Annotated in this window: 27 protein-coding genes; 2 read left to right on the top strand and 25 right to left on the bottom strand. The window is 68.2% G+C overall.

Translation table 11 applies throughout. The features are described from left to right. Positions 1-19: 19 nt before the first annotated feature. The 16 genes from FHS39_RS12785 to FHS39_RS12710 all read right to left on the bottom strand — a co-directional run bounded on the left by FHS39_RS12785 (position 20) and on the right by FHS39_RS12710 (position 13,963). Entirely contained in the window at positions 20-1,165 is a 1,146-nt protein-coding gene (locus tag FHS39_RS12785; RefSeq protein WP_184349436.1) for a phage tail tube protein, read from the bottom strand. Further along, positions 1,162-1,374: a hypothetical protein gene (locus FHS39_RS12780; protein ID WP_184349434.1), complete on the bottom strand. Its 213-nt coding sequence runs from the start codon at positions 1,372-1,374 to the stop codon at positions 1,162-1,164. Before FHS39_RS12780 ends, FHS39_RS12785 begins: the two co-directional genes overlap by 4 nt. Positions 1,375-1,445: 71 nt before the next feature. After that, a complete protein-coding gene (locus FHS39_RS12775; RefSeq protein ID WP_184349433.1) occupies positions 1,446-1,931 on the bottom strand; it encodes a hypothetical protein in 486 nt (161 codons plus the stop codon). 500 nt (positions 1,932-2,431) lie between these two features. Next, positions 2,432-3,094 (bottom strand): hypothetical protein, encoded by a 663-nt coding sequence (locus FHS39_RS12770; protein ID WP_184349431.1) that lies wholly within the window; start codon positions 3,092-3,094, stop codon positions 2,432-2,434. Positions 3,095-3,403: 309 nt separating this feature from the next. Next, complete coding sequence (locus FHS39_RS12765) at positions 3,404-3,574, bottom strand: hypothetical protein (RefSeq protein ID WP_184349429.1); 171 nt, start codon at positions 3,572-3,574, stop codon at positions 3,404-3,406. A 75-nt stretch (positions 3,575-3,649) separates the two neighbouring features. Beyond that, positions 3,650-5,005: a hypothetical protein gene (locus tag FHS39_RS12760; protein WP_184349428.1), complete on the bottom strand. Its 1,356-nt coding sequence runs from the start codon at positions 5,003-5,005 to the stop codon at positions 3,650-3,652. 100 nt (positions 5,006-5,105) lie between these two features. Continuing rightward, positions 5,106-6,761: a DUF4258 domain-containing protein gene (locus tag FHS39_RS12755; RefSeq protein ID WP_184349426.1), complete on the bottom strand. Its 1,656-nt coding sequence runs from the start codon at positions 6,759-6,761 to the stop codon at positions 5,106-5,108. Positions 6,762-6,985: 224 nt separating this feature from the next. Then, positions 6,986-7,480 carry a hypothetical protein gene (locus FHS39_RS12750; RefSeq protein WP_184349424.1) on the bottom strand — a complete coding sequence of 165 codons (495 nt, stop codon included), beginning with the start codon at positions 7,478-7,480 and terminating at the stop codon, positions 6,986-6,988. An 18-nt stretch (positions 7,481-7,498) separates the two neighbouring features. Next, complete coding sequence (locus FHS39_RS12745) at positions 7,499-8,269, bottom strand: hypothetical protein (RefSeq protein ID WP_184349422.1); 771 nt, start codon at positions 8,267-8,269, stop codon at positions 7,499-7,501. A 110-nt stretch (positions 8,270-8,379) separates the two neighbouring features. After that, on the bottom strand, positions 8,380-8,568 hold the full coding sequence (locus FHS39_RS12740; protein ID WP_184349420.1) for a hypothetical protein: 189 nt from the start codon (positions 8,566-8,568) through the stop codon (positions 8,380-8,382). Further along, entirely contained in the window at positions 8,565-10,103 is a 1,539-nt protein-coding gene (locus FHS39_RS12735; protein ID WP_184349418.1) for a phage portal protein, read from the bottom strand. The genes FHS39_RS12740 and FHS39_RS12735 overlap by 4 nt, the downstream gene beginning before the upstream one ends. Further along, positions 10,100-11,605 (bottom strand): terminase large subunit domain-containing protein, encoded by a 1,506-nt coding sequence (locus FHS39_RS12730; protein WP_184349416.1) that lies wholly within the window; start codon positions 11,603-11,605, stop codon positions 10,100-10,102. The genes FHS39_RS12735 and FHS39_RS12730 overlap by 4 nt, the downstream gene beginning before the upstream one ends. After that, positions 11,568-11,978, bottom strand: a complete 411-nt coding sequence (locus FHS39_RS12725) for a hypothetical protein (protein WP_184349414.1) — start codon at positions 11,976-11,978, stop codon at positions 11,568-11,570. The genes FHS39_RS12730 and FHS39_RS12725 overlap by 38 nt, the downstream gene beginning before the upstream one ends. A gap of 59 nt (positions 11,979-12,037) precedes the next feature. Next, complete coding sequence (locus FHS39_RS12720; protein WP_184349413.1) at positions 12,038-12,481, bottom strand: hypothetical protein; 444 nt, start codon at positions 12,479-12,481, stop codon at positions 12,038-12,040. Further along, the gene (locus FHS39_RS12715; protein ID WP_184349412.1) at positions 12,472-13,278 is read right to left on the bottom strand and encodes a glycoside hydrolase family 16 protein; all 807 of its coding nucleotides are present in this window, start codon (positions 13,276-13,278) and stop codon (positions 12,472-12,474) included. The genes FHS39_RS12720 and FHS39_RS12715 overlap by 10 nt, the downstream gene beginning before the upstream one ends. A gap of 436 nt (positions 13,279-13,714) precedes the next feature. Next, a complete protein-coding gene (locus FHS39_RS12710) occupies positions 13,715-13,963 on the bottom strand; it encodes a MerR family transcriptional regulator (RefSeq protein WP_184349410.1) in 249 nt (82 codons plus the stop codon). A gap of 189 nt (positions 13,964-14,152) precedes the next feature. Here FHS39_RS12710 and FHS39_RS12705 point away from each other — a divergent pair, with 189 nt between their 5' ends. Beyond that, positions 14,153-14,632, top strand: coding sequence for a helix-turn-helix transcriptional regulator (locus tag FHS39_RS12705; protein ID WP_184349408.1), 480 nt, complete (start codon positions 14,153-14,155; stop codon positions 14,630-14,632). A gap of 20 nt (positions 14,633-14,652) precedes the next feature. On the opposite strand, the gene FHS39_RS12700 is transcribed toward FHS39_RS12705, so the two are convergent. Beyond that, positions 14,653-14,979, bottom strand: coding sequence for a hypothetical protein (locus tag FHS39_RS12700; protein ID WP_184349407.1), 327 nt, complete (start codon positions 14,977-14,979; stop codon positions 14,653-14,655). 637 nt (positions 14,980-15,616) lie between these two features. Between FHS39_RS12700 and FHS39_RS12695 the strand changes: the two genes are divergently transcribed. After that, complete coding sequence (locus FHS39_RS12695) at positions 15,617-16,288, top strand: hypothetical protein (protein ID WP_184349405.1); 672 nt, start codon at positions 15,617-15,619, stop codon at positions 16,286-16,288. A 117-nt stretch (positions 16,289-16,405) separates the two neighbouring features. Here the strand turns inward: FHS39_RS12695 and FHS39_RS12690 are convergent, their stop codons facing one another. The 8 genes from FHS39_RS12690 to FHS39_RS12655 form a co-directional block, all read right to left on the bottom strand. After that, positions 16,406-16,873: a hypothetical protein gene (locus tag FHS39_RS12690; RefSeq protein WP_184349403.1), complete on the bottom strand. Its 468-nt coding sequence runs from the start codon at positions 16,871-16,873 to the stop codon at positions 16,406-16,408. 33 nt (positions 16,874-16,906) lie between these two features. Continuing rightward, entirely contained in the window at positions 16,907-17,332 is a 426-nt protein-coding gene (locus FHS39_RS12685; RefSeq protein WP_184349401.1) for a hypothetical protein, read from the bottom strand. Between the two features lie 160 nt (positions 17,333-17,492). Then, complete coding sequence (gene traB, locus FHS39_RS12680; protein WP_184349400.1) at positions 17,493-19,526, bottom strand: plasmid transfer protein TraB; 2,034 nt, start codon at positions 19,524-19,526, stop codon at positions 17,493-17,495. A 60-nt stretch (positions 19,527-19,586) separates the two neighbouring features. Continuing rightward, positions 19,587-20,117 (bottom strand): plasmid transfer protein TraA, encoded by a 531-nt coding sequence (traA, locus tag FHS39_RS12675; protein ID WP_281396816.1) that lies wholly within the window; start codon positions 20,115-20,117, stop codon positions 19,587-19,589. Positions 20,118-20,183: 66 nt separating this feature from the next. Then, complete coding sequence (locus FHS39_RS12670; protein WP_184349396.1) at positions 20,184-20,957, bottom strand: GIY-YIG nuclease family protein; 774 nt, start codon at positions 20,955-20,957, stop codon at positions 20,184-20,186. Between the two features lie 17 nt (positions 20,958-20,974). Then, on the bottom strand, positions 20,975-22,354 hold the full coding sequence (locus FHS39_RS12665) for a coiled-coil domain-containing protein (protein WP_184349395.1): 1,380 nt from the start codon (positions 22,352-22,354) through the stop codon (positions 20,975-20,977). A gap of 174 nt (positions 22,355-22,528) precedes the next feature. Further along, positions 22,529-22,801, bottom strand: coding sequence for a hypothetical protein (locus FHS39_RS12660; RefSeq protein ID WP_184349393.1), 273 nt, complete (start codon positions 22,799-22,801; stop codon positions 22,529-22,531). Between the two features lie 121 nt (positions 22,802-22,922). Then, a complete protein-coding gene (locus FHS39_RS12655; RefSeq protein WP_184349390.1) occupies positions 22,923-23,417 on the bottom strand; it encodes a Pycsar system effector family protein in 495 nt (164 codons plus the stop codon). Positions 23,418-23,983: the final 566 nt, after the last annotated feature.

Below are 23,983 nucleotides of genomic sequence, written 5' to 3'. Positions count from 1 at the left end.
CCGGCCGGGGAGTCGATCATCAGTAGGCTGATGCCTGGAAGTTCTTCAGAACAGCCTGGACGGCGCCGCCATCGGTGGTGTTGTAGATCCCGGAGAGGCTGAAATCGGCCTGCACGTAAGGACTGCTGAGGTCGCGCTTGCCCTTGTACCAGCCGGACTTGGACATCGTCAGCGACAGGGACTGGCCGCCGCGCGGCACAGGCTGCTGCAGGCTCGCGGTGGCCGCGGTCTGCGTGTAGTTCAGGTACAGCTGCATGTCGAGCTGGTTCTCGAAAATCGCTTTGTAGGTGCCGTCGACTTCGATGGGGCCGGCGAACACCTCCCGGGGTGCCTGGGTGCCGTCAGACGAGGCGATGGCTTCGGTGGCGCGCTTGACGGTCACGTCGTAGGTCAGACCGCGGGTGGAGGCGGCGCCGCCGTTGGTCATGTTCCAGGACCAGCCGAGCAGCGGGTCGTAGGTGGAGAACGTCTCCGTCTGCAGGGTCTGCGTGACGCTAGGGAAGCTGACGTATTTGACCGCCAGAGACACCGCGCCCTTCGGGTCGATCTTCATTTGCAGGTCGGAGCAGCGGCAGTACGAGCAGGACACCGTCTGTGTCGTGTCGTACAGGGTCAGGCTGTACGTCGGCAGAGCGGTGGTGGACTGCTTGAAGGTGTGCGTCGTCTGGCTGACGACGGTGACAGCCGAGTTATGTGCCTGGGTCAGGCCCGTCGCCGGGACCGTGATCGGGATCGTGTACGGGCCGGACCCAGTGGGCGTGCCCGTCGTCGCGTACTCCAGTTTGGTGCCGGTGTCGATCGCGATGATGGAGCCAGCGGGGATCGTCGCCGCTGTCGAGATCGAGGTGGCGCCCACAATGGTCGAGGCGGACAGTGTCGTGGAGACGCCCGCCGTCACCACGTCCGGGCCGATCACACCGCACAGGAAGTGGCCGATCAGATCGGGGTATGCCATCACGTCGAGCTGCCATTCAGCGTGAACGACGCCCTGGTACATGCCCTGCAGCACCGTGTCGTTGCCCCGGATGGACTCGTCCTTGATCTCGGTGTACATGTCCTCGTAGTCGCCCTTGAGGAATGGAATGCCCACCGTCGGTGCGAGCCAGGTGCCGGCGACCGCTTCCTTGGCGAGGCCGAGGGTGGCAAGGCGGGAGATCTGGGTCATGACGTGGACTCCTCACCAGCCGCGGCAGCCGTCGGCGCGCTCTTCTTCCTCGGAGACTTCGCGGCATCCAGCTCGGAGGCCGGTGATGCGTCAGCGACGGGTTCGAATCCGGCGATCAGGCGCGGCCAGTCGACGGTGGCGCCGGGCTGGACGGTTGCCGGAATGTCCGGCACGTCCAGCGCGTAGGGATGGGGGTTGCGCTGGAGCACGGGGGCCTCCGGACATGCAGAAGGCCCCCGCGCAGGCAGGGGCCGAAGAGAAGAATGCAGAAGAGGGCAGGTCAGCCGGTGATTTCGATGTCGTCCGCGAAATATGTGATCTCGGCCCGGAATTCGGCCTCGGGCGGCATGGTCTGCTCGGGATCGGTGAACCTGACGGTCACGTACTCCGGGTTCTCTGCCACGGACCGGAACCTGCCGCCATGGCTCTTGTCGCCCGTGAGTCCGCCGATACGGGTCAGGATCTTGTCGACCGCGGCATCGAAGGCCCTTTGGTCGGCCTCTGCGATGCCTTGCCCCGAGGTGAGCGGCCAGATCAATTTGAGGGCGAACTCGTAGGTCGGCATCCGGCGGACGTTCGCGAAGCGCTTCTCGTGGATCTGACGGCGCAGAACGAAGATGTTGGTACTGCGCCTGCCAGGTGTCCTGGGCTGGTACGCCTGGATGTTGCCCCACGGGCCACCTGCGCTCGTGAGCAGCGCAGGCAGGCCGTCCCCGGACGATGTCAGCCACGCGACCTCACGGTCCACGGCGTCGGCTGTGCTCATCGGCGCCTCCGGCTTCTGCGCCGACGGGCGCGGTAGGCGGGATGGCCCCTGCGGTGGCGGCCTCCGACGCGGGTGGTGCGCTGGTGACGGCTGACCCCGAGGTGCGTGCCGACCCGGCCGTGATGCCGGAGACTGGCCGGGTGGCTCGCCCGGCGTGGTCGCCCAGGGCGCTGGGCATGGGCGCGCTGGGGGGCCGTGCGATGCGTGCGGTGCGTGCTGTTGGGGTCCGTGGAGTGCTGTGTACGGGCCCGCACCCGCGCAGGGTGAGCCCGAGGCCGGCGGCTAGCGGCATGGGCCGCCGTGGACAGCGGGTGCCCGCGATGCGGATAGTGCTTGCCTTTCAGGGCCCGGCTCAGCTTGGCGCGCGCGGAAGCCGACAGACGGTGGCCCCGGTGCGGATGATGCCGGCCGCGCAGCCGCGCCGCGATGTTCGCGCGGGCTGCCGCCGACAATGGATGCCCTCGGCGATGCACGCCCTGACGGGAGGGCCCGACCATGAGTCACCGCCGGGTGTAGGGGGCGAGCATCTCCAGCGCGTCCGCCCGCAACGCATCCGGATCATGGCCACTACGCCCGTCGACCGGGTCCAACTGCTTCACCGCCATGCTGGCGGCCATGTACTGGCACGCCTGCACCAGATCCGCCGGCACCGTGCTGTAGCCGCCGGAGTACGTCACCTGGATCGTCGTGCCAGGCGGCACGAACGTGCCGAGCTGGAAGCGGACATGGCCGGTGTCCGGCTCGAACTGGAGCGTCGACGCGGCAACCGCCTGCTGCCCGGAGAAGGACCGGTACAAGTAGATGCTCGCGATGGACCCGGTCCACAACTCCGGATAGCGGGCCGGGAACTCCCGCAGCCAGCAATGCCGCACCAGCAGCGTGGAGCCAAGTGACTGGGCCCGCGAGAAACCCAGCTGGCTGGTGGGATCGAGCGGGACGTAGGAGTCGAGAGCATCCTCCACATCCAGACTGTCTGCACGCTGGGTCTCCACGACGTTCGTGAACAGCGTCAGACGGCGGTCACACGCCGACTCACAAGCCCGGGTCGCCTGCAACATCAGGTTTGTTATGGCCTGCGTACTGAACCCGGAGACGAGGTTGGCGAACGGGCCCTCTGTGAACGCGCCGACCGACGCCAGCGGGATTGGGGAATCGGCAGGCATCCGCCGTCACCCCCTCTGTCCAGTCAGCCCAGGCCTACTCGGCGATCTCGGATGTGCCGGAAAGGCCGGACTTCCGAGGGCTGCGGCGTCTCGTCGGCGCCTCGGTCACACCGCCAGCATCGGCGGCCGGCGGCCGATCCTCTCCTCCTGCGGCAGGGGCGGGTACCTCCTCGAATCCGGCACCGGGAATCTCCACGAGGTCCAGGCCGAGGTCGTCGGGGACCTCGACAGCATCCTCAGGGTGGTTCCACTCGTAGCCCCCGGGGGCGCTTCCGGGGACCAGGCGTGTCTTGCGGAGCCACATGGGCTCTATCCCTTCTTCGGGTCCTGCTTCGGGTCCTGGACGATCTCCCACTGGCGGAAGAAGGCGTCCTGGAAGGAGAGGTGCTTCTGGCACACCGTGTAGCCCTTGACGCCGGTGACGGCGGGCTTCGCCTTGCCCTTGAACAGATGGACCACACACAACGGCTGAGTGAGCACCCTGTCCTCCACGAACGGTGCCGCCCGGCCTCACAGCCCCTGCATGCCGTCGACAGGGGCCCTGGGACAGGCGGGCTAGATGTTGGCGACTGCCCGGCTCAAACGCCCGACGTACTTCGGCGCCCGGACCGCGAGCGTGGTGTCGCTGACCAGGGCGAAGGGGAGTGTGTCGGGTGCGGTGACGGTGGGGGCGAGCGGGATGACCTGGACGTCACGCGTGTAGGGCCGGACGAGGAAGTTCTGGTCGCGCGGGACGAGGTAGATGTCCTCCTGGCCGGCGCCGCGGGGCTTTGCTCCGGCGTTGCCGCCCTGGTAGGCCGAGGGGCCGGTGTTTCCGCTGGAGTTGGTGAGGAGGTTTGTGCCGTTGTCGATGATGCTGGTGACGGCGGTGCCGGTGGTGTCGAACGCGTCGACGACCCCGACGAGGGTCTCGGCGCCGGTGGCGGTGCCGCGGTAGATCTTGTAGAGGATGGGGGCGCCGGCGTCCGGCATGTTCGACGGCGTGGAGAACGACAGGGTCACCGTGCTGGTGGAGCCGGTGGTGGTCTGGGAGACCTCGGTGGAGACCTGGATCTCGCCGAACCGGGCGATCACCGCACTGACCTGGTAGTAGTACGTCGCTGCCGCCAGGGTGCCGCCACTGGTCGAGGTCGCGGTCGACACGGTGCCCATCTGGAACGTCCGCGGTGCCAGGAACGAGCTCTTGACGATCGGAACGTCCCTGTACGTGGGCACGTTCAGGCCGGCGCCGATGGTGGCGGTCGGGGCGGCGAAGCGCTGCTGGGGGAAGACGAGCTGGGAGACGTTGGACCACATGCGGGGCGACATCACGAACATGTAGTTGCTGCCGACGGGCATGGCGGCGTTGGACTCGACGATGTCCATCAGCTCGTCGAGGTTCTTCAGCGCGAAGTTGCCGTTGATGTCCTGGGCGTTGACGAACGCGTTGCTGCCGGTGCCCGCGCTCCAGTTGGACACGAGGTAGTCCAGGCCCGAGTAGATCGGGTACTGGCCGTTGGCGGTGGCGCCGTCGTGGCCCCAGATCGCGTCGCACTCCATGGTCCACATCAGGGACTGGACGGTGCCGTCGATCTCGAGCTGACGCAGGTCTCCGACGAGATCCCGGGTGACGGTCTGGGCGAAGCCGGTGACGGATCCGACGGCCTGCAGGAGCCTGATGTTGTAGACGGCCTGCTCGTAGGTGCTGTTGCCGATCGGGCGGGCGCCGCCGTCGATGACGCCGCCGGCGTCGGGGCGGGCGGTGCGCCGGTTGAAGAAGTACTGGGTCGAACCCCACTGCTTGGACGGGATCGCTGCGAGCAGGGGTGCGTAGCGGCGCTGGTATTCCAGGAGCAGCGGGTCGATCTGCTTCTGGATCAGGGGGGTTACGGCCGACGCGAGCGTCAGCGCTTCCTGCAGTTCGGTCGGCATGGAGCCTGCCTCTTCTCATGCGAAAGCCCCGCCGGGACACCGGGCGGGGCTGGTGGAGGGGGTCGGCCGGGCTTGTTGCGCGGGCCGGGACGGAGCGGGGTCAGGCGGTGGTGGCAGGTGCCGGGGCTCCGCCGGGGATGAACTGGTCCCAGACCTTTGCTCGCTGGTCCCACAGAGCGTCGCCGGTCAGGGGCTCGTCGTCGCGCTTGTCGGACTCGTTCACGCGGTAGCCCTTGCGCGGTGGGAGGCCGCGTTCGGCGAGGAGTTCCTCGCGGAGTTCGTCGCGCTGCCGGGTGAGGGCTTCGGCGAGCTTGGCGTCGAAGGACGCCTGCAGCTCGGCCGCGGTCTCCTTGAGGGCCTTCCTACCGACCTTGGGCTTGTCCTGTACGGGTGCCTCAGTGGTCTCCGTGGCCGGCGCCGGATGGGCCGTGGTCTCGGTGACAGCCTGAAGGACCGGTGCGAGGTTCTCCTTCAGGGCGGTGCCGAAGAGGGCGCCGAGGGCGCGGATGTCGGCGTCGGTGAGAGTGCGGTCGGGGGTCGCCGTGTCGGCGGCCGGGGCGGTCTCGCTCACAGCGGACTCCGTTTCGGTGGTGGTCTCCCCGGCGGCTGCGGCCGGGGCGGTCTCGGTGAGGGCGTCGACTGCAGGGAGGGTCTCGGTGCCGTCATCAAGGCTGACGGCGGCTCCGCCGTTGTTGTCGTCATCGGTGTCGGCATGTGGTGCACCGTCGATGTCGATGTCGGCGTCCATGTCGGGGTCCATGGCCTGGAGGGCGTCCACGGCTGCGGTCATGGCGGCTTGGGTGATGACACGGAGCTCGGCCGGGTCGATGCCACAGGCCCGCATCGTCAGGGAGATCGGGCCGTTGTAGGCGTCAATGCAGAAGCCGGCGCCTCCGCCGGGCCCGTCGGGGTAGTACTCGCGGATCTCCCCAAGCCGGAGGGCGTTCTCCTTCATGGAGCCGTCCTTGTTCCATGTGTCGGGGAGCATCGAGGTGACGCCGAGCGCCGTGGCGCGCTGGATGATGTGCCGCCGGATTGCATCGTGGTCGGCACCGCCCCGCCCTACCGCCCGGATGGCCTTGCGCAAGTCCGACTTGGTCTTGATGGGGTACGACGGGTCACCGCTGGGGTTCTTCATCGCCTGGCCCTTGGCAGCCATCGCCCGCTTCTGCCTGGCCGAGTACGCCTCTTCCGCCCCTGCCTCGCCGACGCGTTCCACGCTGGCCTGCACTGATTCGCTGATCGGCGTGCGCCCGGCGGACTCGGTGGCGGGGGCTTCATCCGGCAGGTAGGAGGCGGCTGTCACCGTCGCTCCGGTCACACCGGGTGTGGCCGTGAAGTCGACGGCGTCGATTTCCAGGTCCTCCGCTGTGGTCACGCTCTCGCCCTCGTGCTGGACGCGCTGGACGGGGCCGAGCCAATAACCGTGAATGGACACCGACCGCAGCGCCGGAGCCTTCCCCGTGACCAGAGCGGCGATGTCCCGGCCGGGCGCAGTGTCGTACAGGTCGGCGCGGTAGCGGGCTGCCCCGTCCTCCCCCACCCTCACGTCGGTCAGCCTGCCGACAATCAGCTGCGAGTCGTCCCCGGCCTCGTGATGGGTGCGCATCACGATCGGCAGCCCCTCGGGGTCAGCGATGCGCTCGCTCATCCGCCGCGCCGCCTTGGCGATCAGCTCGGCGGTGTACAGACGGCGGTTGCGGGACACCCCAGGGGTGAGCATCGTTCCGGAGACAGTGGCGATCCGGGCGGTCATCAGCGAGTCCCTCCCCGCCGGATGGGCGTGGTCGTGGTGGGGCGGGACATTCGCCGTGCGCCAGCGACCAGGCGGAGGACCGCGGCCCGCACTTCGGGGTCAGTCTCGATGGCCTCGATCAGTCGGGTGGTGAACGTGGCCTGTGCTTCTGCGGCTTCGACGTCCGCGCGGGTCACGGCCCGTCGGACTGCACGCCGCTTCGGCGGGATCTCATACATGCGCCCTTACCTGCCCTGCACTGACAGTTGGAACGACAGCGCCGAGAACGTGCCGGTGAGGGTCCAGGTGAGCCGGTAGGAGCCGCCGGAGACGATCACTGCCCCGGTTGCCATGCCCGCCCCGACGGAGAACGTGGCAGCGCCGACCGCGGTGATCGCGGCCGAGGAGCCGATCGTCTGCCACACGCTGTTGGCGTCCTGCTGCTGGAGGCTGATGACGACGTTGGTACCGCCGGTGAAAGCGGTCACGTTCACGCCGACGATCACCTGCGCGACATTGCTCGTCCACGTCTGTGCTGTGGTGTTGCCGTTGCTCGTCCTTGACTGGACGGCCTCTGTGTACTGGGAGGTCGGCGGCTGCACCACGGTGAACACCGTGGGCGAGTTGGCGACGTTCACCGCAGCGGTGTTGGTGACCGTCACCGAGGTCGGGCTGCCCGAGGCACCGATCACGTTGCCGCTGGCATCGACCGGGGTGAACACCGGGTTGGTGATGGGCATGGGGTCCTCCGGTCCGGTTCAGGCAGGGGCCAGACAGCAGCGGCAGCGGGGATGGGCGGGCAGCGTCGGAGCGCCGAGCAGGCTGTAGGGGCCGGCGGCTTCGTTGCTGAGGCAGGTCTCGCAGACGCGTTCGTCTCCGGCTGTCAGCCATTGGACGGCTGCGTCGGCGTCGGCGAGGTAGGCGGCGAGCATTCCGGCCCCGTAGGCGGCCGACACGGCGACGTCGGCGGCAAGCGCCAGGTCCAGCCCCGCTTCGAGGGCATCCTCGGCATCCTGCTGCGGGTCGTTGGTGCTGTCGGCCATGGCGCGCCCGGCGCGGTTGGCTGTGGTCTTCAGCGCGGCGGTCAGGACGGCCGTCGCTGTGGCGTCCGCGGTGTCGTCGGGCATGTCCGGGGCTCCGAGCACGTACTGGCTGCCCGGTGTGTCGTAGGGGGTGTCGTCGTCGTGGTCCTGGGTGACCAGGTGGTGGCCGGCGGCCCATCCGGCGCGGTGGGCCCGCTGGGCGGCGGTGGCCAGTGCCCGTCGGGTACGGCGCCATGACCGGGCGGCCAGGACGACCAGGACGGCGGCGGCTGCGGCCTGCCGCCGATGCTGCCGTTGCGTGTCGGTAGATTCACCGACAGCCTGTCGCCAGGCGGCGACAGCCGGACCGAGGCTGATGCCGTGCGTGTCCTTCCTCCAGGCGGCCAGGACGACGGTGTCGGCGGTGGCGTGCAGGGCTAGGCGGTGGGCGTAGACCGGGCGCCAGATCCCGGTCAGGGCGGAGAGTTGGATCGTCGCATCGGCCACGCGCCCGCCCCCTTGGCCGTCACCGGGCCGTCAGCCGATCTGTTTAGTGATGAGCGGTCCGACGTCCTGCGCCCGGGTGGGGTGGCCGTGGTCCATGATTCCCGCCCCTCCTATTCGACGGGTGCCAGGAGTTCGTCCGGACGTGGCAGCCGGTGGCGGGTCATGTAGCTGGTGAGCTCGTCGACCGTATCGAACGGGCCGATGGCCCGGCCTTCGTGGTGCCTGTACCAGCGGACGTGGAAGCCGGTGCCGAGTTCGGGCGTGAGGACGTCCTGCGGATTCTGTGGGCTGCTGGTCACAGGCGGGCGAGGGCTTCGTCGAGGCAGCGCCGGTAGACGTCGTCCCATGTCTCCTCCGGTGGGTCGCCCTGGGTCGCGTCGCCTGCGAGGCCGGGTTTGTCCTCCGGACTCTGTGGTTGCGCTGGCTTGTGCGGGACGGGGGCGGTGGGGTCCGGTGTCGGGTCGAGGTCGGCGTCCGGGACACCGGGGACGTATCCGTTGACGCCGGCCGCGGTGAGGGGGGCGGTGCGCCAGGCGATGGTGGCCCGGGACAGGGCGGGGACGTCCTGCCAAGGAACGGGGCCCAGCCGGTCGAGGATGATCGGGTCGTCTCCCCCGTCGACGGGGGGCTCGCCGATCTCGTCGCGGTAGCGGTTGAGGGTGTAGGCACCGTTACGGAGCCGCATGTCCCGGATTTCTTCCACGATTTTTGAATCGCGGTAGTCGATCTCACTGAATTCGAGGTGGAAGTCGGTGATGCCGAAACCAGCCTGCAGCAGGTGGTAGTTGAGCTTCTCCAGGATCAGGTTGGCTATGGGGATGATGGTGTTGACGCGGAACGTCTTGTCCTGCGACTCCCCAGAGCCCGATCCGAGATTCCCGGATTCGATAATCCCCAGCTTCGCCGGCGGGCATCCGAAGCAGGCGATGATCTCGTCCCGCAGCTGGCGGGTGGCGTCCAGGTAGTCCGTGACCTTGCGCGGGTCCAGCACCTGAACAGCACCGCCACCGGTGGTCACCACCGGGGCGCCCACGGCTTTCGGACCCAAATTGTTCACCGCGTATTGCTCGCGCCACCGCTGCACGTCCGCGTCCTGCAGGTGCGCCAGGTCGACGTGCACCCGCGGCGGATCGCCCCTGCGGCCGGTCTCCTTCAGTGTCGCTTCCCAGAAAAGCCAGGCAGTGACGGGCAGCAGCGCTTTCTGTGCCGGGGACACCCCGTACAGGCCGCCGCGCGGCGCATCGAGGGAAATGTGGATGACCTGCTCCGGAGTGAACCGGGCCTGCCGCATCCCGTCGATATCCTGCTGGTAGCCGGTGACCTCACCGTGCTCGTCGGAGATGACCGTTATCGTCGTGGCGTCCAGCGTGTACAGCGCCACCGGTTCGCCCAGCAGCGTCACCGTCTCCAGGAACGCATCCCCGAAAAGCAGCAGATCCGTTGCTACGTTGCGCAGCAGCTGGACCATGTCCTCGTGGGGGTTGACGAACCGCAGCAGCCGGCGCAGCCGCTGAATCGGCGGCGGGTCCGGCGGGACTTCCCCCTCGGGGATGTCCTCGTCGGAGACAATCTGCACGCCGCCCGCAGTGACGGTCCGGGCGATGAGGTCGATGGGTGAGGACACCCAGATGCAGGTCAGGTAGGCCTGGTGGAGCTGGTTGAGGATCTGCTGCCGCTCCGAGGTGGAGGCGACCTGCGATGACGGGGAGACATTCAGGGGAATGCCGTACTCGAAACCTGCACGCCTGACCTGTTTGGTGGTGGGCGCCTCCAGCGCCTCGGAGACGGATTCCCGCACTGCGCCCCGCCCGAACCGGTCGCGGAGCCAGTTCAAAGCGCCCACGGGTCACCGCCGTTCAGGATCGGGTAACCGCCCATGGACTGCACCGGAGCAGCGGGCCGGCCGCCGGTGGCGTGGGGATTGAGCTCGGTAACCGCTGGAGCCGGAGCGGGGAAGTGGAAGCGCGGCTCGCTCCCCAGGTTGATCAAGGTGTAGCGCAGGGCATCAGCCGCGTGATCGTCGGCGGTGGTGTCGGCATCCTCCGGATCCCCCTTGGTGGCGTGCGGCAGATCCGACAGCTCCCGGTACAGATCGGTGCAGGTCGAGAAGATATGCAGGCGCGGGCAGGTATCCCAGCCCTGGGCACGGTGGTGCGGGCAGGCCGGCGCCTCTGCCAGATACGACCGGACGCGCTGCCATCCCGCTACCCGGCCGCCCTTACCCGCCTCGGTCAGCGCGACCCCGTTCTCCGCGTACACCGTGGCAATCGGCTTGGCGTCGCCTCTCGTTGCCCACATGGCGTCGTCCGCGTACCGGGCCGCAACCGATTCACCCTCGGCTTCTGCGGCGAGGACACGGCGCGCCTGCTCGGCTTCGCCGACATGTCGTTGGTACAGCTCGCGGTAAATCCACACACGGCCGTCTTCGTCAACTGCGGCCCACAGTACGGCCCACGGCGCCGAGTAGCCCCAGTCGATCCCGTTGTATCGCCGCCACGACGCGGGCAGCGGGACGGGGTCGACCACGTGCCGTTCACGGGACAGTTCGGGGAACATCATGCCGGCGAACACATCCCAGTCCCCGTCGAGGAAAGCCGCCCGGAGCTTTTCAGGCAGCGCCTTGAGGTCGGCGGCGTATTCGGGGTTGACGTGGGGGTTGTCGGCGAGCTTGGACGGGATGAACCGTACCGTGCGGCCCCGCTCGTCGGTGACAACGCTCGAACCGTAATTCGTGGGCTGGATGTAGCGGGCCTTCACCGCTCCATGACCGGGGCCACCGGGATTAGTGCCGGAACGGATTCCGAGGACCGGGATGTCGGACCGGCCGGACCGCAATCGGGATTCGAGGAAGCTACACACGTCGGGCGGGGTGAGGGTCCGCTCGTCGAAGATGAGCAGCTGGTACTGGCCGCCCTGCCGCCTCGAGGCGTCCTTGACGGACTCGGCGTACCGGAACATCAGCAGTGAGCCGTTGGGGAATCGGAGTTCGTACTCGGTGCCGTTCCAGGAAGCTCCCAGGGCACTGGCGTAGCCGAAGTTCGACAGCTCGGCCAGCAAGCTCTCGCGCAGTTCACCGTAGGTGCGGCGGAACGCCCCGACGCGGATGCCAGGATGACGGACGCATGCTCGGATGGCCTCGGCCATAAGCCCGACCGTCTTGCCCCCGCCGGCGCTGCCTCCGTACATGACGTCGAACTCGGCGGCGTCGTGGAAGATCTGCTGCTTCGGTGTGGGGACGTAGCCGAGCATCCCGAAGACGTCGATGTTGCGGAGGCGTTCAGTCTCGCGGTGCTGCTTCTCAGCCTGCAGTTCCCGGAGGCGGCGGAGCTTCTCCAATTTCGCCGTCAGCAGGGGTGACTGCGGCAGCTGCGAGCTCGGCCTCGAGGCGCTGGATCTGGGCGTCGAGGGCGTCAACGGTCAGCACCTCCAATTTGATGGCGCTGTCGAGGCCGAGCATGCGGGCTCGCCGGTCGAGGATTTTCAACGCAGCTTCGATGGCCCGGGGATCCCCTTCCATGGCCTTGGGCCAGATCGCCTTCTGCAGGGCGTCGAGCTTGGCGAGCTCGAGCTCCCGCCACGCCTCGATCGCCAGCCCTTCCTCGATGACGTGCTTCTCCAGCGCCCGCTTGACGTCGACGTACACAGCGCCCCGGGAGGAGTAGCCGAGAGCCTCAGCGATCTCCGTGTAGGTGTGGCCCTCGATCTTCATGCGGACGGCCCTGCCACGGCGATCCGCCGTCGCTGCCTGCTGAGCTTTCGAGGCCACCATCAGGAACCTCCCGTCCAGTGATCGGGCAGTACCACCCTGGTGGATTCGGGATCGACGGGTGGTGCCGGTTCAGGGGTACAGTCGCAGCCCGGCAGGTGTACAGGATTCGGTGCGGTACAGGTGCTCTGGTGGATAAGGGCTGCGGCGTCGAGGCCAATGGCGTGCACGGCGCACGCGTACACCGGGGTGGTGCACTCCGCCGTCCGCGGCAGCGGGCCGAAGCCGGGGACTGGCTGCTCCGGGTCAGCGAGGCGGAGACGTTCATCGCGGCGTTGCTCTTCAAGGGCGAGATGCGCGGCGAACTCGGCGCTGGTCAGGCGACGTTGCCAGTGCACCACAGCCCGCACACCGCACAAGCCGCACACCAGGCCGGCGGATACCAAGGAGATCTGCTCAGGTGCTGGGACGGCCATAGCCGATGCCTCCATCGCGTTCAGCTCCAAGTCCATCCGCGGGCGTAGTCGATATCCATCTGTGCCCACGAATTGCGGGCGGCGGAGTCGCCGTTGAGCGCTGATTCGTTCTGGATGTCCCAGTTCATCGGCACGTCTGGTACGCCCCGGGCGGTGTGGGCGACGAGCCGTCCGTCGAGGTAGAAGCGCAGGTCTCCTGGCCGCCATTCGACGATGGAGGTGTGCCAGGACGTCCACCGGGCCCCGGTGTCGATGGCCACCTGTTGCCCACACGTGGAGGGATGGGCGAACACGGCGACGGTGCCGGTCCATTCCAGCTCGGGAAAGTCGACCTCGCTGCACCCGTCGTCGTCCACGGGCCACAGCAGGTGCGCGGACTTGTACCCCACGGCGGCCTTCGAGACGCGCCAGCGTTCCTCGTACCGCCCGTACCTCTGCCCCATCAGCTTCTTGGGCACCACCGTGGCACTGTGCACGGAGCCCGATGGACCGCGCCACATGCGGATGTGGAGCTGTCCGCCGGATACCGACAGGGTGGTCACCGGGTCGTAGTAGCCGCCGACCGGGTAATCGCGCTGGGTGGCCGTGTCGGGCCAGCCCGCGGGGTACGCCCACCAGTTCGCGCGCATCCTCCCCGACAGGCCGCCGCAGTACGCCTGCGGGGTGTCCACGGCATGGTCGCAGTCCGAGAAGGCCCCGCGGGCGACCGGGGTGTTGAAGTCGTCGGAGAACCTCAGGCGCCAGCTCGGCGCCGCTGCCCGTGCCGGGATGATGCCGGCGGCCAGCAGAGCGACGACAGCCAGAGTAATGGTGGCGAGGCGGCGCATGAATCACCTCGCGTCCGGGACTAGATAGTCAAAGAGCGCCTGTGGTCCCGCACCAGGTGCAGCGCCTGCCGCCGGGCCCGTAGGCGGGGACGAGGTGCCAGTCATGGAGGCCGAGGAGATGGCGCAGCTTCCGGGTCGTCTCGTACAGCCAGAGCCAGGTTCCGTATGTGCGGGGTACTGGATCCTTCTCGTCGCCTGACCACGGGCAGGGAATCTTGAGGGCAGTGGGTCGATCAGAGTCACCGGCAGGCACGTCGTCTCCTGCCTTCTGGTCCTTTGGGTGGTCCGCCCGGCCGCATTACCGCGACCGGGCGGACCGTGGGATGCGCGCCGACGGGGGTCATCGAGGCGTGTGTCCCGGCCTGCCCCCACTGGCAGGCATTGATCCTCGCGGGCGGGAGCTGCCGCCATGGTGCTCGACCAGCCCGCGAGGAGATCAGGCGGCGGTTTTCTTTGGCCTGCCTGCGGGGGATTTGCTGGCTTCGATCACGGTGGGCAGGTGGAACTGGTCGCCTGCTTCGCCGCGCAGTATGGGTTCGATCTTCTTGCGGGTGACCCAGACCCGGATCGTGCCGGGTTTCACTCCGGCTGCCCGCGCGGCTTCCCAGATGTCGCCGAGCTGGTCCTGCCGCTCAATCTGAGCGGCGTAGACATCGAAGCCGTCAGGGTTGGGGTGGGCGACCATGCGACCTCCCCGGGTACGCAAAAGCCTCCACCGGTACTGTCACGGTGGAGGCCAAGGAGTGCTCTTGCGATGCGTGTTCCAGCATCAAATCGATAGATTACATTTCAGTTGACGACTTGACAACCTCCTCAGCTCGTTGACGGATACTGACAGATCAGGGCACTCCGACCGCCAACACAGAGGATTCATATGGAGTATGAGTTCACGTTCGTCGTGGACGGAGCGACTGTCGACGACACAGCAGTCGACCGCCTTCCAGATGAGCTGGATGCCATCCTCTCCCGGGCCGGCGGTCAAAGCCTCCTCGGTATCTCTTCCCATGGGGACAACGCTGTCGAAGCCGCGCTCTCCGTGGCCTGCATCGCTCGCGACCTGGTTCCCGGCCTGCGACTGCTGCGACTGGACCGCGATCTGGTCGGAGTGCAGGAGATCGCCGAGCGAACAGACCGCTCACGTCAGAACGTTCATCAGTGGGCAACTGGCTCACGCCTCGCCGACAAAGAGCCCTTTCCCCGGCCGGAAGGCACCGTGGGCCGGGCGCATGCCTGGCTCTGGAGCGAGGTGAATGACTGGCTCCGCCAGCACGGCCTTGACGACGGAGTCCTCCACGCGACTCGGCGCGAGATGACACGGATCGACTGCATCCTGGCCAACAGTCTGAATTCCTAGTACTGCTCGGCGTGTTCGGCCTAGCCGATGGCAGCAGTAGACCTGACCGGGGAGGCGGTGCCCTCCTGTGCTCGTCGCAGACCGCGCCAGGCATCCATGCCGACCCATTCGGTGCCGCAGCTGCCGCAGCGGATGCGGTGGCTGGCCGCGGACGCCGTGAGCTGAGCACAGCACGGCCGGTCGTCAAGGACGGCTGGGCAGAGCCCGACGTGGACGTGCCCGGGTTTCCGGTCGCCGGGCAGGGCGGCGGTGCATTCGGCGTGGAGGCGGCGGATGTCCTCGACGTCCTGGTCGACGGACTCGTAGCCGTCGGCAGCCCAGGGCAGGTTGTTGAGCAGGAATGCCACGTGGCCGGGTACCGCCTCCGTCGGGCTTCCGCGCCAGGGTGCGATAGCCCACTGGAGCTCGGCTCGCCAGGCGTCCTCGATGTCCCGGAGCCGGGTCGCGACCCCGCCGGCCGCGACGAGGGAAAGCACCTCGAGGCGGGGCGGGATCGGAGGAACACGAGATCCGGAAGTCGCGGCGCCGGGCCGCCGGGCCCCCCGCATCAAGGATGCTGTGGTGTTCAGCTGAGCGAACAATGCGGGGAGCTCAGCGAGGCGGGTGGCCGTCCGGCTCTCGCACGGCCGACAGGCCTGTCTGCCGAGTTCGGTGTGCCAGAGTTCGCGCCCGCAGGCCGAACAAGTCGGCCACGCATACCCGGAGTCGTCGGTGGTGGGGTTGTGCACGATGGGCTCCTCGGCGGCAGTGGGACCGTAGGGCATAGCGCTACCCACAGTGTGCACCGACACGACAGGGAACCATCGGGACGCGCGCCGAGGTCAGGTGACGTCGCCGCGACCACCGCGCCTATTCAGGGCCCCGGGCACCAAGGCCGAACCAAGTGCCCACCAAGCACTGGCATAACACCTGGCCCCCGCCGTACCGGCAGCGCAATGGAGGAGTAGCTTCGCAGCGCCGTTGTCACATCACCACGGGGGTCCCATGAACATCCGCCGTACCCAAGCCGCCTCTGCTGCTGCCGTGCTGCTGGTCCTGTCGCTGGCCGGCTGCTCCAGTTCCTCGTCGAGCGACAGCAAGAGCCACAACACCGCCGCCGCGGCGGACCTGCATGCCGAGTCCGCGGCCAGCAGCTCCATCCCGACCGGACCCGGGCCACAGTCCAAATACACGGTCCAGAAGCAGCCCCCCGCCGGGACGTGTCACTTCCGGTACACGGCGAGCAAGGAACCGCTCGAGGATCTCAAGTGCACGCCGGGAGCGCTGAATCCGAAGGTCACCCAGGCCACGCTGAAGAACACCATCTGCAACCCGTCCGGCTACACCAAGGGCATCCGCCCGCCGGTCTCGATCACGGGCCCGGAGAAGACAGCCAACGCCAAGTCCTACGGCTACACCGGCTCGTTGCATGACGCCGAGTACGACCACCTCGTCAGCCTCGAACTCGGCGGCGACCCCAACAACCCCCGCAACCTCTGGGTCGAGCCCCCATCCCCCGGCCACAAGCCCGGCGGCGGCCCCAACAACCCCAAGGACACAGTCGAGACCAAGCTCCACACTGCGGTCTGCTCCGGCAAAACCCGGCTCGCCGACGCCCAGCAGGCCATCGTCACCGACTGGACCACCGCACTCACCAAACTCCGAATCAGCAAGTAGGGCGTCGGCCTGAGCGGCCGGTCGATCAGTCAGAGCGTCCCAGACCCTCAGTCCGGGATCTTTGCGCGGCCAGCGAATGAGCATCCGGCGCGGGCAAGGTCCGGACACAGCGGTTGATCATTGGTTCATGTGCGACTTGCCCCACCAGCTGGTGTGGTTGGTGATGTTCTTGGTGACGTTGTGCGTGACCGTCGTGCCGCCGCGGAACTGTGCCGCGAGCAACAGCAGGACAAGAACCCCGAGCCCTAGCCCGCCGGCCGCGGCCGCGTTGATGACCTCCGACAAGCCCCACCCGGCCCCTGCCGCACACGCCCCGGCCCCGACGAGGCGTTGTGCGATCGGGTCGATCACCGAGCGCGGGGTGAGGTCACGGGGCTGGTACACGACGGGCTCGGCGTGGGCTTCGAACACGGGAATCATCAGCCCGCCGTGTTGGGTGTAGCCGACGACCCGCCGGTCCTCCATGGGTATGGGCAGCGGTGCGGGCTGGTAAGGGGCGAGTTGCCGCCTGACCGCGGGATGGGCGGCCTGCTGGTAGTCGACACTGGTCGGCCAGCCGGGCAGCGGCTCAGGCAGGGAGTTCACGGCGGTGGGAATCCTTTCAGGCGGGCTGGGCGGTCAGAGACGGAAGCGTCCGGGCCGGCGGGTTTCCCCGAGCCGGCCGGTGTCGATCAGTTCGGTGATGTGGGCGGCGATCCAGGTGCGGGAGCGGCCGATGCGGGGTGCGGCGTTGACGAGGTCCGCGGCGGTGATGTGGGAGCGTCCGGCGATGCGGTGTTCGGTGAGGAGGGCGTTGATGACGGTGGCGGCGCATTCGGGGGTGGAGTGGCCGGGTTTGTTCTCGGCGACGTCGTCGTGGAGGAAGGCCAGGACGCGCTGGTGCTGGCGGGCGGTGATGTTGATGGTGGCGGCGTATGCCCAGTCGGGGGGCTGGCGTATGTCCAGGCGGACGGCGGTGGGTGCGGGGTCGGCGTCGATGGTCGCCCAGTTCCGGAGGGCGGCTGCGAAGACCCGCGCCCGGGTGCCGTCTTCCTTCTGTTTCATGGCGGTTTGTCTCCATTGACAGTCAGCACGGTGTCAGAAGAGGTGTCAGCTCGCGCGCGCACGCGCAGTGACCTAAGAAAAAGGGCCTCTCGGCCGGGGCTGACACCCCTTCTGACATGTCAGGGGTGTCAGCTCTGCACGATTTTGGTGTCAGTGCAGGTCAGAGGGGTGTCAGCTCCGGGTAGAGGAGCTTGTAGACGCCGGGCTGCCCGGTCTCCTGGAGGTGGATGCCCTCGTCGGCGAGGTCACCGAGCTTCTCCGAGACCCAGGCCCGCGAACGGCCGATCCGGGACCCCTTCCCATAGGGGGCGAAGTCCTTCGGGCCGACCGTCTCACGGTCCTCCCCGCGGTACTCGGCGAGCATGGCCACCAGCTCCGCCCACGCCTCCTCGGGCGCCCTCTCCGCCGACACCGGCGCGGGCGCCTGTGCGAACGCCCAGACCTGGCCGGCCTCGACGGGCGGGAGCTCCTGGTCGGCATCGACGTCGGGCACTGGCCCGTCGTCGTCCGGGTCCGTGCCGACTGCTGCGTTGATCTCGCGGTCGACCTGCTGCTCCAGGAGGGCCCGTTCGGCGGCTTCGGTGTCTTCCTTGGTCATGACGATGGACTCCTTGGGCTGGGTGCCGGGGCTGGTGCCGTTGCTGGTCAGGACGTCGTCGACGGTGAAGAAGGGGCGGTTGGCGTAAGCCTCCCCGGCGGCGTTGATAGTGACGGCTCCAGCGTCGGTCTTGGGAGCGATGGACAGGACGGCGGTGATCTCTTCGTCGGTCGGGGGGATGAAGGTGCGGGCCTTCATCGGGTAGCGCTCCTCGTCGACGCCGGGGGCGACGAGGTAGTTGTAGCCCGGCTTGCGGTTCTCCCACGCTTCGGGGCGGGCGCCGGCGTCGCGGACATCGTCGGGCAGGGCCATGTCGGCGGTGGTGGCCCCCTTGACGCCGAAGCAGAGCACCCCGCCGAGCTGTTCCCGCACGTCAGTGGGCATTGAGGTGGACGACGGGCGCTGGAGACTGATGATGACGGAGATCCCGGCGGAGCGTGCCTCCATCACCAGGCCCTCCATCTCGGTGCCGTTGCGGAAGAACTTCGCGGCCTCCTCGATCCACACGATCATGTACGGAATGCCGAGCTGGTCAAAGGCGCCGGGAGTCCAGTTCTTGAAGCCCGCGACCCCGAGGGCGTCTGCACGGGCGGTGATGACCTGCGACAACGCGTCGATCATGCCGTTGCCGCCGGCCTCGGTCAGCTCGACCCAGTCCATGAACGGCAGCATCGGGCCGAACGTCTGCCGCCCCTTGGACGGATCGACCCCCCACACGATGGCATCGCACCTGGTCAGAGCCTCAATGACCGCGAGCTTGAAGCCCTCGGACTTGCCGGAGCCGTTCATGCCCGCGCCCAGGAAGTGTGTGCCGTTGCGCTTGGTCTGGTCGTCGTAAGGGAACCAGAACCGCTCCAGCTCGCCGTCCTCGTACAGGCCGATGACGACCTCGTCGGTGATGGAACCGCCGAAATGGGACGGGCCGGGCCACGCGGTGCCATCGGTGAGAACGTCTTTCGGCACGAGGATGATCTGGCCCTGGGCGGCATTCTCGGGATCGGCCTGGATACGGATCGCGTTGGGGGAAACGCCCAGTTCAGAAGCGATCGAGTCGATGCGGCGCCCGACCTCGGCATTGGTGATCTCACCGGGTGCGAGCTGGTACGGGGCGGTGACCTTGTTCGGCTCGACCTTCGGGGCCCCGCGCAGCGCTGCCTTGGCGTTCCCCAGGGCCTTGACCAGGACACCGGTCTCGACGGCGCCTTGCTGCCCGTCCCTGGCCGCCTCCGGGTTGATGCGCAGGGCCTGGCGGATGTTCCAGCCGCCCGCGGCCACCGAGCCGCCGATGACCAGGGCGGACAGCAGGCCCGGGTCGAGGGGGTCCGTGACCGTCCCCAGGAGCAGGTACGTCGTCCCTGCGGCGGTGGAGATGGTGGCGTGGATCCGGCGCGCGGCCTTGGTTCCTTCGCCGGCCCACCAGGTGGCTGCGGTGAGGACCCCGGCCGCCACGGTCAGTCCGACCGCGGCGACCGGGGAATCGCCCCACAGAGCGTGGGTGGCGACGGTGGCGGGCAGCTCGGCGGCGACAACCATCCACGGCCGGCTGCGGGGGTGCTTGGCGGCCTTCCGAAGGTCGGCCTTGAGGCTGTCAGCCACGGTGTCACTCCTGGTGTCAGTACAGGTGTCAGGCGGTGTCAGTGCAGGTCACGGCTGGTGTCAGCGCCAACCGAAATTGCGGGCGGAGCGCTGCTGCGGACGCGCCTTCCCGATCTTTCGGAGTTCCGACTCGAACTCGCGCTCAAACGTGGCGTAGATGCTGGCGGAGTACTTCTGGATCGCCTTCTCCGCCGCCGCGACCTTCTTCAGCCACCGGGTGACACGCCGGGCACGGGCCCGCGCACCGCCCAGACTGCCGCTCAGGTCCGGGATCGTGCGCAGGATGGCCTCAAGATGATCGGCGTCCATGGCCCGCTCGGTGGCACGGTTACGCGCCTCCTTACGCAGGTGCTCGCAGAACGCGCGGATGTCCTCGTTCGACATGAAGTCCGAACCCGGCACCCCGCCCTTCGCGCTGGCGCCCACGGTGGACTGCCCGGCGGTGCCCCCGCCGCCTTTCTGCATGCTGATGTTCAGCGTCGGCGAGAACCCCCCGCCGTTCTTCGTCTTCGTCTTGTTCACGGTCGCGGCACGCTGCTGCCGCCGCTCCTCGAAGGTGTTGCCTCCGGGTGCACTAGCCGGTGTTGCCATGGCGTTCTCCTGGTGTCAGTCGAGGGTGGGCAGTTCAGTGCGATCGAGGATCTCCGCGCGGACGGTTCAGCTTCCGGTGATGGCGCGGACGTTGGGCTGGCCGAGCGCGGCGAGCGCCGGTTCGTCGGCTTCGATGGCGTCGCGGACGCGCTGGCACGACGACCGCGAGATGTCCTTGGGGGCGAGCTTGTCGGCGACGAGCGCGTCCCGGATGTCGGTCCATTCAGGACGCTTGCCAAGCTCGTCGTACAGGCGGCGGACACGCTCACGGCGGCGTAGAAGCACGGCCTGCTTCGCCTGACGCGGGGTCTTTCGTTCAGTCTTGGTCCTGGTCGGCCTGGCCCCGATGCCGGTGCAATGCTTTGGCCGCTTGCTCGCAACGAAGTGCACGACATCTGGTGCAAGTTCAAACCACTCGCTGTCGGCGACGCGGTGCTCAGCGAACTTTGCGTGCAGGGCCCGTTCCAGTTCGGCGCCGCCGTTCAGGAGCAGCAGGACGGCATCGTCGCGGAGAGACAGCGATCGAACGCGACTGAAGATCGATTTGGTGAACCCGATCTTCACCCGGCCGCCGTTCGCCAGGAAGTACACCAGCACCGAGTGCGGATCCACCGTCGGCATCGGAGCTGCCTGGGCCTCGGCCAGCATGAGCGCTGCCCTGGGCTCAAGCGCTCGCCCAGAGATCAGCGTGTCCCGAAGAGCTGCCGCCAAGGCTTCCTGCACCACCGCAGCAGCGACCGTCAGCTTGTGTTCGTCGCAGAGGCGCACGGGCGTCAGCAGCGTCGCGTTCCGTGCGCACGGGCCGTCGTCATGCAACGCTTGGCACAGGGTCTCGTTCATGGATGGCTCCGGCTTCTTTAAGCGGTCTGGGTCTCGCGGTACCGATTTCGGGCGGTCTCAAGCCGACGGGCGGCAGTGGCCTTGGATCGGCCCGTGGTCTCGATCGCGTCGTCCAGTGAGACCGTCAGCGTGCCGCCTCGCTCCTGCATGAGAGCGACCAGTTGCGAGATCTCGGAGTCGATGTCGCCGATGGGTGAGACCTTCTTCGAGCGGGTCTCACGGGGCTTGGTCTCACGCCGCCGCTGCACCTTCTTTTTGGTCTCACGGCGAGCGGTCTCACGGCGCCGGTTCGTGGTCTCACCGGAGGTCTCATTGCTGGTCTCACCAGGCTCCAGAGCGGGAGCGGTTGAGACCTCCATACCGGTCTCAACCCGTTTGGTCTCAACCCGCTTCACGCTCAGTGCTTCCGCAGTCCCATGTGAGACCACGGCATGGTCGGTCTTACGGCGGCGTTCGCGGCGGGGCCGGACGATCTTGTGGAGCCGCCACATCACGAACGGTGCGATGGCCGCGACGCCGACGAGGAGCCACCACTCCGGGCGCCCGCCTCGGACTCCGAACAGACCGGCCGCGGCGAGGTGGTAGATGGCGTTCGCGGCGACCATGAGGATCAGGGCGGCGCTCACATCACGGTGCCGCCGGAGCGCCTGGACGACGTACACATCGATGCCGAGCGGCAGCAGCCACGCGATCACTGGAGGCCATCCGGCAAGCTGCGCGAGCTGGAACTCGCCGGACGCTGTCAGACCGACGACGGCGCTCAGGGCAACACGCGGCGACCATTCGTCGATCTGCTTGTCGCGCCGCGCTTTTGTCGCATCCTGCTCGCTGAGCTTTTCGCGCGCTCGCCGTACTTCCTCGGTGGCGACCTTGGCCTCGGCCTGCGCCGCGCAGGCCAGGCTCTGAGCCGTTCCTTCTGCCTGGCTCACGATGCCGGCTGCCTCTTTCCGGGCGGCGGCCAGGTACTGCTCGGCTTCGGCCCGCCCCCGGGCGACCGCGTCGGCGGTGATCCCGGCCGCCGACTCCTGCACCTCCTTGCGTTCCGCGGCGACCCTGGTCTTCTCGGCTTCAAGTGCCTGCGCGTTCTCCCGGGCTGCGGCGAGCAGCTCGTCGGCCTCGCCGCGGGCGCGGGCCAGCAGGGCATCGGCCTCTTCGGTGAGCTGGGCGGCCCGCTCCTGGCTGAGCCGTACCGACCGGCGGCCGGCCTCGACCTCCTCGTCGAGGAGTGCCGTGACCCGGCCGCGCTCGTCGATGGCCTGCTGCTTGCGGCGTTCGGCCTCGTTCGCGGCCGCCTCAACCTCGACCCGCAGGGCAGCGGACTCGGTGCGGAGCTTGGCGGCCTCGGCTTCCGCCGCGGCGAGGATGTCGTCGGCAGCGGTGCGGGCGCGCTGCACCACCACGGCAGCGGACGGCGGCGGCCACTCGATCGGACGGGGCTCCGGCAGGGGCACGGGCTGGTTCACGGTTCCTCTCCGAACAGACGAGTCAGTGGGTGCGGGCAAAGAGGGCGTAGAGGGTGAACACGATGAGTCCGGCGAGAGCGAGCAGCGACAGCACGTAGACCACGGCCGTCACACCCCTTCAGGGCGGGGAACGGCCCGGCACTTCTCGGCGTGCGCGTGCGCCTGTTCCTCGGCGTAGATCAGATTGGTCCCAGAATTCAGGCTCTTCGAACCGCACGCACGGCAGCGGTAGATGTTGTTCTCGTGATACTCACCTCCGCCGACCACATCGACGGTGATCGAGGGGTCGCGGAGTGCTTCGCCGGCGCGGGTCAGGTACCGGGCGATGACGCCCTTCGGCCAGGCGGCAGGCCTTTCGGCCCAAACGGCGGGCTGGGACATGAGGACTCCTACGTTGCGACGGCTAGTGGATGTGGCCGGTGATCAGCCCGGCGATGAGCAGGCAGAACACGACGATCGGGGCGAGGAGACCGACAAGACGCATGGCCGTTCCTTTCCGGAGTCAGAGTGAGAGTGCGAGGACGGCGGCCGTGTTGAGGAGGACGATCGCCGTCTTGAGGAGACGGCCGGCCCGGCCGAGGGCCCGGTACTTGTCCGTCGCGATGCGGGACAGCACCCGAGTCTCAGCAGCCGGGTCGCCCGCAGCGATCAGCGCCGGGATCCGGTCCGGGGCGGTGGTGGCGTAGTGCAGGAAGTTCGCCCGGGTCGCGAACCCATCGAGGCGGGGCAGCACCACGTTCAGCAGCTGCCACAGGGCGGCCACGATCGCCACCACCCCCGCCACCGCAGGCACCACCACGACGACGGGCTGGTGGAGCAGCGTCGAATGCGCGCGGTCCACCAGCAGCGGAACAGCGATACCGGCACCGGTGATCGAAGCGCCGAGAATCGTGGCGCCCAGGAAATTCGCGTTACGGATCTGCTCCTGAACACCCGCCATCTCCCGGAGCACTTCCTCGGTGAGAACACATGCGGTGCGAGGATCTGTGGTGGTCACGCGACCACCTCTTCAGACTGGGACATTCCAGCCTCCTTCAGGCATGGAGGTGCCAAGGACGCGGCACCCAAGAGAATTGATCAGAGCTCTGACGGCTCTCCTCACCGCCGGTACGAGACCGGCGGGTCGGGCAACAGGTCAGCAGACCGACCAGCGGCCACCACGCGGCCGGATAGACCCGCCGGAGAACACAACCTCCCCGCTGCCGACAGCGACGCAGCCGTACTCCTCAAGGGCATTCAGCGCCTTCGCGATCTCGTCCGCTAGGACACGCGCCTCCTGCTCCCGACGACGCAGCTCATCCGCACTACCGGTGAACATCTGCACCCCAATCCGGCCGGGCTGTCCGGCCACCGCACCCCACGCCCTTCCGGCACGCGGAGCACAGTGAACGGGCAGTTCAGTGGCAGATGCGGCGGTCCGGATGGCCGCAGCGCATCGCGTGCGACCGGGCGGCGAGTGCCGCGTCCTGCCCGTCGGCGTAGTCCTCGCCGTTGGCACCGCACCCACAGGCCCACCCGTACCGGCCACCCGGCCGCAGACCAGACGACAGCGGGAATCCCCGG

The organism is Streptomyces olivoverticillatus, from assembly GCF_014203555.1.
In the GTDB taxonomy this organism is placed as follows: domain Bacteria; phylum Actinomycetota; class Actinomycetes; order Streptomycetales; family Streptomycetaceae; genus Streptomyces; species Streptomyces olivoverticillatus.
Note: the sequence above shows the minus strand (reverse complement) of the source record. Positions and strands in the feature narration are given on the sequence as shown.